General features: G+C 71.7%; 12 protein-coding genes. 3 read left to right on the plus strand and 9 right to left on the minus strand.

Features of this window, described 5'->3' with window-relative positions:
• Positions 1-19 precede the first annotated feature (19 nt).
• Positions 20-1,426 carry a GAF domain-containing sensor histidine kinase gene (locus ADK64_RS08140; RefSeq protein ID WP_053656548.1) on the plus strand — a complete coding sequence of 469 codons (1,407 nt, stop codon included), beginning with the start codon at positions 20-22 and terminating at the stop codon, positions 1,424-1,426.
• Positions 1,427-1,669: 243 nt separating this feature from the next.
• Here the strand turns inward: ADK64_RS08140 and ADK64_RS08145 are convergent, their stop codons facing one another.
• A complete protein-coding gene (locus ADK64_RS08145; RefSeq protein WP_053656550.1) occupies positions 1,670-2,074 on the minus strand; it encodes a DUF2000 domain-containing protein in 405 nt (134 codons plus the stop codon).
• A 118-nt stretch (positions 2,075-2,192) separates the two neighbouring features.
• Here ADK64_RS08145 and ADK64_RS08150 point away from each other — a divergent pair, with 118 nt between their 5' ends.
• Positions 2,193-2,717, plus strand: coding sequence for an Lrp/AsnC family transcriptional regulator (locus tag ADK64_RS08150; protein WP_053656552.1), 525 nt, complete (start codon positions 2,193-2,195; stop codon positions 2,715-2,717).
• A 25-nt stretch (positions 2,718-2,742) separates the two neighbouring features.
• On the opposite strand, the gene ADK64_RS08155 is transcribed toward ADK64_RS08150, so the two are convergent.
• From ADK64_RS08155 to ADK64_RS08185, 7 genes are all read right to left on the minus strand, one after another.
• On the minus strand, positions 2,743-3,912 hold the full coding sequence (locus ADK64_RS08155) for an aminotransferase class I/II-fold pyridoxal phosphate-dependent enzyme (RefSeq protein WP_053656555.1): 1,170 nt from the start codon (positions 3,910-3,912) through the stop codon (positions 2,743-2,745).
• A gap of 105 nt (positions 3,913-4,017) precedes the next feature.
• Positions 4,018-5,232 (minus strand): cytochrome P450, encoded by a 1,215-nt coding sequence (locus ADK64_RS08160; RefSeq protein ID WP_053656557.1) that lies wholly within the window; start codon positions 5,230-5,232, stop codon positions 4,018-4,020.
• A complete protein-coding gene (locus ADK64_RS08165; RefSeq protein ID WP_159046193.1) occupies positions 5,229-7,181 on the minus strand; it encodes an amino acid adenylation domain-containing protein in 1,953 nt (650 codons plus the stop codon). The genes ADK64_RS08160 and ADK64_RS08165 overlap by 4 nt, the downstream gene beginning before the upstream one ends.
• Before the next feature lie 58 nt (positions 7,182-7,239).
• Positions 7,240-8,412 carry a pyridoxal phosphate-dependent aminotransferase gene (locus ADK64_RS08170; RefSeq protein ID WP_053656559.1) on the minus strand — a complete coding sequence of 391 codons (1,173 nt, stop codon included), beginning with the start codon at positions 8,410-8,412 and terminating at the stop codon, positions 7,240-7,242.
• Entirely contained in the window at positions 8,409-9,044 is a 636-nt protein-coding gene (gene leuD / locus ADK64_RS08175; RefSeq protein ID WP_053656739.1) for a 3-isopropylmalate dehydratase small subunit, read from the minus strand. The genes ADK64_RS08170 and leuD overlap by 4 nt, the downstream gene beginning before the upstream one ends.
• Before the next feature lie 17 nt (positions 9,045-9,061).
• Positions 9,062-10,474 (minus strand): 3-isopropylmalate dehydratase large subunit, encoded by a 1,413-nt coding sequence (leuC, locus tag ADK64_RS08180; protein WP_053656741.1) that lies wholly within the window; start codon positions 10,472-10,474, stop codon positions 9,062-9,064.
• Positions 10,474-11,667, minus strand: coding sequence for a LeuA family protein (locus ADK64_RS08185; RefSeq protein WP_053656561.1), 1,194 nt, complete (start codon positions 11,665-11,667; stop codon positions 10,474-10,476). Before ADK64_RS08185 ends, leuC begins: the two co-directional genes overlap by 1 nt.
• A 647-nt stretch (positions 11,668-12,314) precedes the next feature.
• Between ADK64_RS08185 and ADK64_RS08190 the strand changes: the two genes are divergently transcribed.
• The gene (locus ADK64_RS08190; protein WP_053656563.1) at positions 12,315-12,995 is read left to right on the plus strand and encodes a thioesterase II family protein; all 681 of its coding nucleotides are present in this window, start codon (positions 12,315-12,317) and stop codon (positions 12,993-12,995) included.
• Here ADK64_RS08190 and ADK64_RS08195 read toward each other — a convergent pair.
• Positions 12,911-14,260, minus strand: a complete 1,350-nt coding sequence (locus ADK64_RS08195) for an APC family permease (RefSeq protein ID WP_063789872.1) — start codon at positions 14,258-14,260, stop codon at positions 12,911-12,913. The genes ADK64_RS08190 and ADK64_RS08195 overlap by 85 nt on opposite strands.
• Between the last annotated feature and the right edge of the window lie 93 nt (positions 14,261-14,353).

Raw genomic sequence — 14,353 nt, forward strand, 5'->3', positions numbered from 1 at the left:
GCCCGGTACGGCGCCTCGGATGGCCGCCGATCCCGTCCCGCACCTGCCGCCGCTGCTCGACGCGGTCCTGGGGGTCGGCTCCGAGCTGGAACTGCGCACCACGCTGCAGCGCATCGTGGACGGCGCCGCCGAGCTGACCGGCGCCCGGTACGCGGCGCTCACCACCACCGATCCCGGCCAGGACGGGCTCGCCGAGATCCGTACGGCGACGCGTCCGGTGGCGGAGGTGACGGGCCTGGACGTGCCGATCCTGGTCGGCGGCGAACCGTTCGGGCGGCTGCGTCTGGCGGACAAGCGGGGCGGCGGCCCGTTCCCGCCCGAGGACGAACAGCTCCTGCGCGTCCTGGCCACCCAGGCGGGCATCGCGATCGGCAACGCCCGGCTGTACGAGACGGCCCGGCAGCGCGAGCGGTGGATCGAGGGCGCGGCGGCCGTCACGACCGCGCTGCTGAGCGGCGAGAGCGCCGCGGACGCGCTGATGACGGTCGCGGAGCGGGCCCGGCTGCTCGCGGACGCCTCCGCCGGGGTGATCCTCCGCCCGACGCCCGAGGGCGGTATGGAGATCGTGACGGCGTCCACCCACGACGACCCCGGGGAGCTGATCGGTACGACGATCGAGCCGGGCAGCGCGGTGCTGGAGCAACTGCTCGGAGGGGAGCCGGTGTTCATCGAGGACTCGGCGACGGATCCCCGTATGACGACCCGTGTCCGGCACCGGTTCGGGCCCAGCATGATGCTGCCGCTCCAGGCGAGCGGGCAGCTCATCGGCACGCTCGCGCTGCCGCGCCGGCGCGGCGGGCGCCCGTACACGGCCGTGGAACGGCGCCTGGCCACGCAGTTCGCCTCCCAGGCCGCACTCGCGCTGGTCCTCGCGGGCGCCCAGCACCGCAGGGAGCGGCTCGCGGTGTACGAGGACCGCGACCGGATCGCCCGCGATCTGCACGACCTGGTCGTCCAGCGGCTGTTCGCGACCGGCATGATGCTGCAGGCGGCCCAGCGCCGGGCCCGTGTCGAGGCCGTCCAGGAGATGCTGGGAAAGGCGGTCGACGAACTGGAGTCGACCGTCCAGGAGGTCCGCACCGCGATCTTCGCCCTGCAACAGCCGCCCGCCGAGGCCCCGACCACCTTCCGCGGCAAGGTCCTGCGCGAGGCGGCGGGCGCGGCGGCGGTTCTCGGCTTCCAGCCGTCCACCCGCTTCCTGGGCCCGGTCGACGCCCGTGTCCCGGACCGGACCGCGGCCCAGCTCCTCACCGCGCTCCGCCGGGCCCTGGCCACCGCGACCCGCCACCGCGACGTCTCCCGCATCGAGGTGACGGTGGACGCGACGGCGACACTGGAGGACGGCCGGGCGGCGGTACGGCTGACGGTGTACGACGACGGGGAGGGCGCGGAGGGGACGACGGTCACCTGGCAAGCACCGCTGTGAACAGCGCCCCCGGGCGGCCCGGCGGTCAGTACGGCAGGATCCGCCCCGACGGGGTCCTGCGGTCGATCTCCTGCTCGCGCGGGCGGGCGGGACGCCGGCTGACACGTACTCGGATACGACGGTCCATGACGCCTCCTCCAGTCCGTACGACCAGTCCGTACGATCCGGCAGTGGATGCCGGTAGGTGGTGCGTGCCCATGACACGGTCGCTTCAAGCCTGAACCGGCCAACTCGTCGGGCCGTTCACAGCAGCGAGAAGCGCCGGGTCAGCCGCGAGACGCTGCTCCTCGGGCCGTGCACGATCACGCCCAGGTACTCCAGCTCCTCGGCCCCGGTGGCCTTCAGATCGGTGAGGTAGTCCTCGTAGTCGCGTGCCCTGCGCGCCGTTTCGGTGAGGGACACGAACTGGACGCCCTCGGTCGTACGGGCCCGCTCCAGCAGCAGGTGCAGTTCCTGGGCGGACGCGGTCAGCACGGGAATCGGGTGGGTGTTCAGGCCCGGGTGGACACCGCCGGAGGCGTCCTCGCCGTCCCGTCCGACCGAGTCGCCGATCCTGCCGCCGAGGGAGAGCGCGAGGACGGCGGAGGTGTTCGCCGCGTGCGCCGTCGGCAGATCCTCGCGCAGAACCAGAGCAACCTTCGTTTGCATGGTTTCTCACCTCAGTACCGTCCGCATGCCGGTCAGTTCGCACGGAGAGTAGTCGAATTGACGCCAACTGGCCTTATTGGCCGAACGTTTGAAGTATCTGCATGCCACAATGAACGGCATGGACGAACTTGATTCGGCGATCATCCGCCATCTCCAGCTGAACGCCCGGCAGTCCAACCGGGAACTCGCCCGGCAGATCGGAGTGGCCCCCTCCACGTCGCTCGAACGCGTGCGGTCCCTCGAGGAACGCGGAGTGATCACCGGCTACCACGCGCAACTGAGCCTCGCCGCCCTGAACAGGAACTACCAGGCCTTCGTCGCCGCGCAGGTCAGGCCCCTGAGCCGGACCGTGATCACGTCCTTCCAGGAAGCGGTCTCCCAACTCCCCGAGGTGCTCGGTGTCTTCGTCGTCGCCGGGGGCGACGACTTCCTCATCCACGTGGCCGTGCAGAGCAACGAGGCTCTGCACGCCTTCCTCATGGACCGCCTCAGCCAGCGGCGCGAGGTGGTCGGGTTCCGGACCATCGTGATCTTCCAGCACGCTCCCACACCGTTGCTGTCCCCGCTGCCGGAGGTGAACGTCCCGCACTCCGAGGGTCCCGCGCCCCGGCGCGGGCCGAAGCGGCCCCGCGGCTCGTGGTGAGCCGTGGCGCGGGACCGGCCGCCCGTCAGCGGGCCGCCACCAGCCGCCGTACCGCTTCCTCCACCACCTGCCTGTCCTTGCAGAAACTGAACCGGACGAGCCAGTCGGGGGCCTCGGCGCTCTGGTAGAAGGCACTGGTCGGCACGGCCACCACCCCGGCGCGCAGCGGCAGTTCACGGCAGAACCGGCCACCGTCCGGGTAGCCCCAGCCGCGCACGTCGGCCTGGACGAAGTAGCCGCCCTGGCCGGGAAGGGCGGGCAGCCCCGCCTGCCGCAGGCCCTCGCGCAGCAGGTCCCGGTTGCGCTGCAGATCGTCGCGCAGTCCCTCCACCCACGTCGTCTTCGAGGCGAGCATCGCGGCGACGGCCGCCTGGAACGGCGTACCGGTCGCGTACGTCAGGTACTGCTTGGCCGAGGCCACGGCCGCCACCAGGTGCGCGGGACCGCACGCCCAGCCGATCTTCCAGCCGGTGACGTTGAACGACTTGCCGGCCGAGGAGATCACCAGCGTGCGCTCGCGCATACCGGGCAGCGCGGCGAGGGAGACGTGGCGCAGGCCGTCGTACACCAGGTGCTCGTAGACCTCGTCGGTGACCACCGTCAGGTCGTGTTCCTCGCAGACGGCGGCGATCTGCGCCAGCTCCTCGGTGGTGAAGACCTTTCCGGTCGGGTTGTGCGGCGAGTTCAGCAGCAGCACGCGCGTACGCGGTCCCACCGCCCGGCGCAGCGCCTCGGGGTCGAGGGCGAATCCGTCGGCGGTGACGGAGAGGGGGGCTGTGGTCATCCGCGCGCCCGCCATCCGGGCACCGGCCGGGTAGGCGTCGTAGCAGGGATCGAGGGCGAGCACCGCGTCGCCCGGATCGCAGAAGGCCAGCAGCGCCGCGGCGACGGCCTCCGTGGCGCCCGTGGTGACCAGCACCTCGTCCTCGGGGCGGTAGCTGACACCGGTGGTCGCGAACCGGTGGCCGGCCACCGCCTCCTTCAGCTCGGGCAGTCCGGTCGCCGGAGGGTACTGGTTGCGGCCGGCCGCGATCGCGGCGGCCGCGTGCCGGAGGATCTCCGGTGGGCTCGGCAGTTCCGGCACTCCCTGGCCGAGGTTGATCGAGTCGGTGCGCTCCGCGAGCCGTGTCATCTCGGTGAAGACCGACGTCCCGAAGTGGTGGGTGCGTTCCGCGGGTACCCAGCTCACGGCCATGGTGGTGATTCGCTCCTCGGAGTGGAAGGGGCCGGCGAAGGGACCACGGGCGGCTCCCGTGGTCCCTCGGGGTCAGCTGCTCCGGCGGCGCGTGGCCGCCGGAGTTCAGCCGAAGGTGACGGGCATACGGGTGATGCCCTGGATGAAGTTGGACCGCAGTCGCCGGACGGGACCGGACAGACCGACGTCCAGACCGGGCTCGGTCAGCCGACGGAAGAGGATGCCCAGTTCGGTGTGGGCCACCATCGCCCCGATGCAGCGGTGGATGCCGATGCCATACGACAGGTGCCGGTTGGGGGACCGGCTGATGTCGAAGACCTCGGGGCGGTCGAACTGCGCGGGATCCCGGTTGGCGGACACGTTCCACAGCGTGACCGAGTCGCCCTCGCGCACCTCGCGGTCGCCGATCGTGAGGTCGGCCGTGGCCACCCGCATCACGTAGGCGTTGGTGGAGCTCCAGCGCAGGATCTCGTTGATGGCGCTGTCCATCAGCTCCGGCCGCTGCCTGAGCAGCGCGAACTGCTCCGGGTGGTCGTGCAGGGCCAGCAGGCCCGTGCAGGCGGTGTACGAGGATGTCTCGTTGCCGCCGACCGCGACGTTCATGCAGTTGTAGAGGATGTCCTCCTCCGGCCACGGCCGGCCGTTGCGCTCGGCCTCGACCAGGAAGCTGACCAGGTCGTCGCCGGGACGCCGGCGCCGGTCGCGGACGATCTCCGCGAAGAACTCGAAGATCTCGGCCTGGATCACCGCCAGTTGCAGCCGCTCGTCGTCGGAGGTGTCGACGTAGACCGGATCGCGGAAGCCGATCATCTGGCGGGTCAGGTCGATGAGCTGGCGTGCCTCCTGGTGCGAGACACCCATCATGGCCATCACCGCTCCGGCCGGCAGCTCGGGCGCGATGTCGGTGGCGAAGTCGCATCCGCCGTCGGCGCGCGCCCGGTCCACCGCGGCGTCCACCAGCTCGGTGACCTGGCGGCCGATCTTGCCGAGCATCCTGTTGGTGAAGGCCCGGTGCACCACCTGGCGGATCTGCCGCTGGCGCGGCGGGTCGGAGGCCACCAGCATGCGTCCCGCCGACGGGTCGGCCTGGCTGCGGAACGATCCGCCCAGCATGGGGCCGCCCTCGGAGCCGAAGCCCTCGTGATCGTTGTAGAGCGCGGCGACGTCGTCGTACCGGGTCACCGCCCAGAAGCCGCCGCCGTCGTCCGTGCGATGCCAGTGGACGGGGTCGTTCTCCCGCAGCCAGGCCAGCATCTCGTAGTGCCGCTGGGCGACGAACGCGTCGGGATCGGTCAGATCGATGGTCAGTACGGTGCTCATGCCGTCACCGGCTCCTCACGCCTGGTGCGGATCATCCCGGCCAGGGCGCCCAGTTCACTGGTGACCAGGATCTCCCGCGCACTGATGTCCACGGCCAGCTCGCGCACCAGCCGCCGCTGCATGCGGAACGCGAGCAGCGAGTTGCCGCCGAGGGCGAAGAAGTCGTCGTGGACGCCGATCTCCTCCACCGCCAGCAGCTCGCTCCACAGCTCCGCGAGGAACTTCTCCGTGTCGTCCCGGGGCGGCACGTGGTCCGCCCGGTGGCGCAGATGCTCGTCGAGGACGGCGGCGAGCATCCTGGTGTCCCGCTTGCCGTGGTCGTTGGCGGGGATCTCCGCCACCTTGATCAGCGAGCTGGGGACCATGTAGTCGGGCATCGCCTCCTGCGCGAACTCGCGCAGCTCCTTGAGGTTCACCTCGTCGTGCGGCACGACCAGCGCCACCAGGTGGCGGTCGGTGCCGGTGCCGGCCGCGAGCACGGCGACCTCCCGCAGCTGCGGATGGCGGCCGAGGATCCGCTCGGCCTCGCGGGGCTCGACCCGGTAGCCACGGATCTTGACCTGGTCGTCGGCGCGTCCCACGTACCTGAGCGCACCGTCGGGGCCACGCCGGACCAGATCACCGGTGGCGTACACGCGGGCGCCGGTGCGGTCCGGGGCGGGCAGGAAGCGTTCGGCGGTCAGTCCGGGCCGGCCGAGGTAGCCGCGGGCCACTCCGGCGCCGCCGATGTGCAGTTCGCCCACCGTCCCGTCGGGCACCGGGTCCAGTGCGGCGTCGAGCACGAGCAGGTCGGTGCCGGCCAGCTCACGGCCGATGGGCACGCTGTCCTCGCCCTTTGCGAGCGGCTCGACGGGGTGCGCCGAGCAGGCCGTCGTGCCCTCGGTCGGGCCGTAGAGGTTGTGGAAGCTGCCGGAGAAGGAGCCGGAGAGCAGTTGGCGGCAGGCCTCGGGCAGGACGACGTCGCCGCCGGTGTGCAGCACCCGCAGCGTGGCGAACGCGTCGCGGTCCTCCTTGACCACGTGGTTGAACGCCATGGTCGGCACGAGCATCGCCGTGATGCGCCGGCGCCGCAGCTCCCGGCCGAGGTCGCCGGTGAGCAGGTCCGGCATGGTGGGCAGCACCATGATCTCCGCGCCGCCGGCGAACGCGCACCAGGTCTCGAAGTGGAACGCGTCGAACGACAGGCTGGAGACGTGTCCGACCCGGTCCTGGGGGGTGAGGGCGGGCAGAGCGGGGTTGGTCGCGAAGTGCACGATGTTGCGGTGCTCCAGCACCACGCCCTTGGGGGTGCCGGAGGAACCGGAAGTGAACAGCAGGCAGGCGGCGTTCTGCCGGTGCACGTCGGGCAGCGCCGGCCCCGGGTCCGTGGGACCGTCCAGGGTGAACTCCCAGACGTCGGTGCCGGCCGAGCGGACCCGCTCGCTCTCGCCGGGGTCGGTGACGACGAGCGTGGGGCGGCTCTCGGTCAGCATCAGGTCGCGGCGGGCGTCGGGGTAGCGGGTGTCCACCGGTACGTAGGCGGCGCCCGCCTTGAGGATGCCGAGCAGGGTGACGAAGACGGGTATGCCGCGCCGGAGGTGGTAGGCGACCCGGTGCTCCGGGCCGACCCCGCGCTCGCGCAGTACGGCGGCCACCCGGTCGGAGTGCCGGTCGAGCTCGGCGTAGGTCAGGGAGGTGTCGTCGTGGCTGACGGCGGGCCGGTCCGGTTGCCGGCGCACCGTGGCCCGGAACAACTCGACGAGGGTGCCCGGACTGCCGGGCAGCGCGCCGGGCAGGGCGGGCCCGTCGCTGGTGAGGGTGTCCGCGTGGGCGACGCACTCGTCGCGTGTTCCCTCGAAGCCGGTCGCTTGCCATCCGGGCGGCAGCGGGCGGCCGAGGGGCCAGATGCTCGGGGTGCCGTCGTCGTCGCTGACCAGGCAGTAGAGGTCGGGGGCGGTGTGTGCCGTCACAGGTTTCTCCTCGGAAGAAGGGTCGGCCGGGCGTCCGGGGGCTCCATTGCCCTCGCGGTTACAGGCCCTCGGCCAGCCGGCGTTCGGCCTCCTCCAGCACCTCGGTGCTCTTGTTGAAGGCGATGCGGACGTGTCCGGAGTCGATGGTGTGATCGCGGAAGAAGCAGCGTCCGGGTACCACGAGTACCCGGCGCCGGGCGGCGAGGGAGCGGACGAAGCTCTCGCAGTCCTCGTCGGTGATCCGACGGATGTCGGCCATGATGTAGCAGCCGCCCTCCGGGGCCCGGCAGGGCAGCCCGGCCTCGGTGAACAGGGCGACCATCCGGTCCCGCAACTGCCGCAGCCGCTCGGCGGGTCGCCAGGAGGGGTCGGTGAGCACGCCGGACGCGGCGACCGCCCGTTGCAGCGGGCCCGTCGCGCTGAAGCTGGTGGCCAGGTGCACCGCGCGCAGCCGCTCGGTGATCTCCGGGCAGGCCCGCAGGTGTCCGATGCGCCAGCCGCTGAGCGCGTACGCCTTCGACAGGCTGCCGATGACGATGCTGCGGTCCCGCAGTGCCGGGATCTCGGCCGCCGACACATGGCGCCGGTCGTCGTAGACGAACGGCGCGTACACCTCGTCGGAGATGAGGGTGACGTTCCACTTCTCGCAGAGGGCGGCCAGCTCCGTCAGCTCGGGCCGGGTCAGGGTGCGTCCGGTGGGGTTGGCCGGGGAGTTGACGACCACGGCCTTGGTACGGGGCCCGAAGGCGGCCGCCAGTTCCTCGGGGTCCCAGCGCCAGTCGGAGGCGCGCAGGCCCACGAAGCGCGGGACGCCGCCGGCCAGCGCGAGCGCGGCGAGGAAGTTCTCGTAGAACGGCTCCAGGAGCACCACCTCGTCGCCGGGATCGACGGTGGCGAGCATGGCGATGCTCAGCGCCTCGGAGGCTCCGGTGGTGATGGTCAGCTCGGTCCGCGGATCGGGACCGCCCGGGAGGCCGGCGGCGATCTGCTCGCGCAGCGCGAGGTTTCCGCTGGTGTCCTCGTACTGGTTGTCGCCGTCGAGGAGGTGTCCGGCGGCGGCGGTCAGGGCGGCCCGCGGCGGCAGCGGCGTGCCGGGCACCCCTCCGGCCAGGTCCAGGGCGCCCAGTTCCTTGCCCAGGTGGAGGAGTTGCGCGAGGGAGCCGGCGGGCAGGGCGCCGACGCGTGCGGCGCCGCGGGGCAGGGTGCGGGGCGACGCGGTGACTGTGGTCATGTCGTCTCCTGAGCTGTGCGGGCGCGCGGGACGGACGGGTGGTCCGGTCGGATCGAGGGCAGCCAGTACGGCCGCTGCGTCTCGTAGGCCTCGATGGACTCGGCCTCGCGCAGGGTCACGGCGATGTCGTCGTAGCCGTTGAGCAGCAGCCAGCGGGTGCGCTCGTCCAGGTCGAACTCCCAGACGTCGCCGTCCGCCCCGACCGTGCCGGCGGCGACGTCGACGGTGACCTCGAAGGACGGGTCCCGCTCCGAGCGCGTCATGAGCCTGTCCATCGCGGGCTCGGGCAGGGCGAGGGCCAGCAGCCGGTTCTTGAGGGCGTTGCGCCGGAAGATGTCGCCGAACCTGGACGACAGGACGGCGACGAACCCCCAGTCGCGCAGCCCCCACACCGCGTGCTCCCGCGAGCTTCCGGTGCCGAAGTCGGGCCCGGCCAGCAGCACGGTGGCACCGGCCCGCCCGGGTTCTTCGAGGACGAAGCCGGGCGTGGACCGCCAGCGGTGGAAGACGGCGTCCTCGAACCCCGACTTGGTCACCCGCTTGCAGAACTCGGCGGGCATGATCTGGTCGGTGTCGACGTTGCTCCGGCGCAGCGGAACGGTCCGGCCGGTGTGGCGCGCGAGAGGTCGCAGTGGCTGGGGCGGTGGTGTCACGTCAGGTCCTCCGGGGCGGCGAGGCGTCCGGCCACCGCGGTGGCCGCGGCCACGGCGGGTGAGACGAGGTGGGCGCGGGAGCGTCCGCCCAGACGTCCCTCGAAGTTGCGGTTGGAGGTGGTGGCGACCCGTTCCCGTCCGCCGGCCCGGTCGGGGTTGAGCCCGGGGCACATCGAGCAGCCGGGCAGCCGCCACTCCGCTCCGGCCTGGGTGAACACCCGGTCGAGTCCTTCCGCCTCGGCCCGCAGGCGTACCTCGGCCGAGCCCGGCACCACCAGCATGCGGGTGCCGCCAGCCAGCCTGCGCCCGCGCAGCACGTCGGCCGCGGCGCGCAGGTCCTCCAGCCGGCCGTTGGTGCACGAGCCGACGAAGACGGTGTCGACGTTCAGGTCGCGCAGGGCCGTGCCGGGCTTCAGGTCCATGTACTCCAGGGCCCGGACGGCGGCGGCCCGCTCCTCCGGGGCGGCGAACTGCCCGGGATCCGGCACGGTGCCCGAGAGCGGGACGGTCTGGCCCGGGTTGGTGCCCCAGGACACCTGCGGGGAGAGCGAGGAGACGTCGATGGTGACGGTACGGTCGTAGCCGGCTCCCGGGTCCGTCGGCAGGGTCCGCCAGTGGGCGAGCGCGTCCTGCCGGGCCCGGCCGGCCGGAGCGTGCGGCAGGCCGTCGAGGTAGGCGAAGGTGACCTCGTCGGGGGCGAACATCCCCGCCCGGGCGCCGGCTTCGATGCTCATGTTGCACATCGTCATCCGGCCCTCCATGGACAGCGTCCGCAGGGCCTCGCCGCGGTATTCCAGCAGGTGTCCCTGGGCGCCGCCGGGACCGATCCGGGCGATGAGGGCGAGGATGAGGTCCTTGGCGGTGACGGCGGCGGGCAGGGTCCCGGTGAACTCCGCGGCCATGGTGCGCGGCCGGGGCAGGGACAGCGTCTGCGTCGCCAGCACATGCTCGACGTCGCTGGTGCCGACCCCGAACGCGAGCGCGCCGAAGGCCCCGAGCGTGGAGGTGTGGCTGTCGCCGCAGACGGCGGTCATCCCGGGCTGGACGAGGCCGAGTTGGGGGGCGACCACATGGACGATGCCCTGCCGGGCGTGGCCCATCCGGTACAGCTCGATGCCGTGTTCGGCGCAGTTGCGGCGCAGGGCCTCCAACTGCCGTCGGCCGACGGGGTCGTGCGACTCGTCGGTGTCCGTCGGCACGTTGTGGTCCTCGACCGCGAGGGTCAGGTCGGGGCGGCGGACCGGGCGTCCGGTCAGCCGCAGCCCGTCGAAGGCCTGCGGCGAGGTGACCTCGTGCATCAGGTGCAGATCGATGTGGAGCAGGTCGTCGGCGCCTGTGGTGGCGTCGGCCGGACGCGGTACGCGGTGCAGGTCCCAGATCTTCTCGGCCAGGGTGCGCGGCTTGTCCATCACACGCCCAGGCCGGCCGGGGTCGTGACGGCGAATTCCCGGGCGAGCCGCTCCTTGACGACCGAGAGCTCCTCGCAGTCCCCGCCGACGCGCTCGGCGACGTGGACGCGGTACAGCTCGGTCAGCTCCGCGTCGCTCACCTGCACGCCCAGCTCGTCGAGGAGGTGGCGCAGGACGGAGCGCCCCGAGTGACGGCCGATCAGGATGGAGCGCTCCCGCCCGAAGCGCGCGGGCTCGACGTACTCGTAGGTGGCCGGGTTGCGCAGGACGCCCTGCTGGTGCACGCCGGCGGCCGTGCCGAAGGCGTAGGTGCCGAAGATGGCCTTGTTCCTCGGTTCCTCCAGTTGGATCACCTCGCGCAGTGCCGTGTAGGCCTCGTACATGCCCTCGGTCCTGATGTCGGTGCGCAGGCCGAGTTCCTCGCTCTTGTAGGCGAGCAGCGCGGCGATCTCCTCCAGGGCGGTGTTGCCGGCCCGTTCACCGATGCCGCCGAGTGTCGCCTGGACCTCGTCGGCGCCGGCCCGGAGTCCGGCGACGGCGTTGGCGAGCGCCAGACCGAAGTCGTTGTGGCAGTGCGTCGAGATGCGGACCGGGGCGGGGGCCCACTCCCGGAAGGCGGCGATGAGGTCGCCGTACTCCTGGGGCGTCAGGCAGCCGGAGGTGTCGCCGATGACGAAGCAGTCGGCGCCCGCCTCCACGGCGCTTACGGTGATGGCGCGCAGCAGGTCGTGCTCGCCGCGGCTGGCGTCCTCGATGGGCACCGAGACCGAGGCCACGCCGAGACTCCGTGCGTAGGAGACGGCGTCGACCACCTCGTCGACGGCTTCCTTGCGGGTGATCTGCCGCTTGTGCGTCAGATGCAGATCGCTGCCCGTGGCCATGACCTGGACCTCGTGGTTGTCCACGCCGCCGGCCTCGACGGCCGTGTCGATGTCGGCGCGGACGGCACGGCAGAACGTCACGAAACGTGCGGTGGTCAGCTGCCGGGAGATCAGCCGGGTGGCCTGGAACTCGCTGGGGGAAGAGGCCGGAAAACCGGTTTCTATGGAGTCGACGCCCAGGGCCTCGATACGCAGGGCCAAATCGAGCTTGTCCTCCGGGCGCATCGCATTCGCGGGGGCCTGCTCCCCGTCCCGAAGCGTGGTGTCAAAAACAGAAACACGACGTGCCGAGGATTCCTGCTGCATAAGCATCCTTCCGTCTGGTATCCGGCTTCCCGCTACCTGTGTCCCACGGCTGCGGCACGCCGAGAATGGCAGCGATGTGCCAGGTCGGAGGCGACTGGGGGACGGGGAATGGCCGAGGACAGATACGCCCGCTGATTGATGTGCGGCATACGCAGAGACTGGTCTCACGTGAATCGGCTGGATCGAGCCTACCCCAGATGCCTGTAGCGGTCCATCAGATTTTTGAATCGTCCGTCATGTTCACAGTCTCGACGCCGGTTCTTCAAGTTGACCGGTCGGCCGGAAAGCGGCTGGATATGACCTCTCATATGTGAGGTTCCTCCCAGCCGGCATCTCCCGCAGCACGGCTCGGGCCATAAATTTTCTTGCGCTGCACCCGTTGTGCCGAACAGATGACATCTCGGCCAAACATCGCGCCGACCAGGGCGAATGATTCCGGCCACCCGGGCCGTACAGATTCGGGAAACGTCAATGATTCCGCTGACCGCCTTGACACACCGGCCGGAAAAGATGGCAGAGTCATGACCGCCCGCTGGAAGGAGAACGGTATGTGCGCAGCCGAGAAGAGTTATCTCCGTATAGGGGAGCGAAATGCTCCGGTCCGCTTGCTCGCATTTCATCACGGAGGTGGTTCCGCGCTGTCATTCCTGCCGTTGGCGCGCGGTCTCCCCGACGTCTGTGAGACGTTTGTTTTCGAGCTGACCGGACGCGCGGGCGACGGGGGCCGGGCCCCGGCGGCCGATTACGCGGAGGCGTTCGCACGGTTTTCCGTCGATGCGACGGATGTCGTCGACCGGCCCGTGGTCGTGATCGGCCACAGTCTGGGCGCGCTCTTCGCGCACAACATCGCCAGTCTGCTCCCCGGCGATCAGCGGGAACTCGTACACACGGTGATCGTGTCGGCGTCGCGTTCGGCCGTTTCCACCGCCGCGACCGCGCCGATGCCGGACCGGCCTTTCCTGGCCCGCAGCCGCGAGTCGCTCCTCGCCGATCTGCACGCTTTCGGCGGAGTCCAGCCGGAAATGCTGGAGGACGCGGATTTCGTGGACGCGGCCGTCACCCTGATGGGACACGACCTCCATCTGGCCGACACCTACACGCGCCCGCCCTCAGGCCCGTCGCCCGTACCGCACCAGGTCTGGTACGGGCGCCAGGACGCCACCCTGCCGGAGGAGGAGCGGATGCGCTGGGACGAGAGCTGCCTCGCGCCCGCGGTCCACCGGGGCTTCTCCGGCGGGCACTTCTATCTCTACGAGCGCTCCGAGCCGGGGGCCGCGCTGGGCGAACTGGTGACGGCGGCCGCGGCGGCCGCGGCCGGCTCCCCCACCTCTTGAGCACAAGGACGGCCGGCGCGGGTCACGGGCCCGTGCCGGCGCCGCCAGTACACCGCCGCACACGCCGCGACCACGAGGGGCAGCACGAGCAGCCGGCCGCTGAACGCCAGCACCACCAGCGTGAAGACGACAGCGACGCAGGCGGCGTACCACAGCGGCGTGCGGCGCGGCAGCAGTCGTAGCGACGCGGCCATGCCGGCGACGGTGACAGCGGCCAGGAACGCCGACGTGACACGCATCAGCGGGTCGAGCGGCACGCTCAGCAGGGTCGCGGCCAGCGTCAGGGCGCCGGTGAGCACCGCCTGCACGGTGAGACTGCGGCGCGGCACCTGGCCCGCTCCCCCGCCCTTGGCCAGCCAGCCGGGCAGGGCGCCGTCCCGTCCCAGCGCGGCGCCCAGCCGGGCGGCACCCGCGATGAAGGTGTTGACCGCTCCGAGACTGAGGCAGATGGCCGCCGCCGCCGTCAGCCAGCGCGCGCCCGGCCCGACACCGCGCTCCATGAGCAGCATCAGCGGGACGTCGGAGCGGCCGGCCCCGGTCCCCAGCGCACCGATGGTGACGATGGACAGGCCCAGGTAGAGCACACCGACGATGCTCAGGGTGATCGCGGTGGCGCGGGGCAGATGCCGTCGGGGGTCGGCGAACTCGGCGGACAGATGACTGGCCGCCTCCCAGCCGCTGAAGGCGTAGAACAGCACCAGGGCGGCCGAGCCGATCGAGAGCCATCCGTCGGGCATGAACGGCGTGAAGTGGGCCGCCGTGACGTGGGGGGCGGCGAAGACCGTCGCGCAGGCGAGCAGCAGCACCAGCAGGCCGACGAGCAGCAGCTGCATCCGCCCGGACACCTGGAGCCCGGCGTAGTTGGCGACGACGGCAGCCGCCAGGATGGCCGCGGCGGCCGCGTACCCGGCGCGGTGCGACAGCCCCAGGACCTCGGCCACGTAGTTTCCGCCGGCCATGGCACCGGCCAGAACGCCGGCCGGCACCGCCGCGTAGAACAGCCACCCGACGCAGGCCGCGAGCCGGGGGCCGAAGGCCCGGGCGACGAAGCTCGCCACGCCGCCGCCGTCGGGGTGCCGTGCGCCCAGCGCGGCGAAGGTGACCGCCACGGGAATGCTGAGCACCAGCAGGGCGGCCCACGAGACCAGTGAGGCCGGGCCCGCCGCGGCGGCCGCCAGCGCGGGCAGCGCCAGCACCCCGGGTCCCAGGACGGCGCCTATGTACAGAGCGGTGCCCTGGCCCAGTCCCAGGCGGCCCCCGTGCATGGTCGTTCCCCTTTCACACATCGTTCGTTTCGGAGTCTAGGCAGCACCGTCGATACGAACGGCGGTCGGCGTACGAACGTTCGGCGCCTCTCG

This window comes from Streptomyces sp. MMG1121 (assembly GCF_001280015.1).
Classification (GTDB): Bacteria; Actinomycetota; Actinomycetes; order Streptomycetales; family Streptomycetaceae; genus Streptomyces.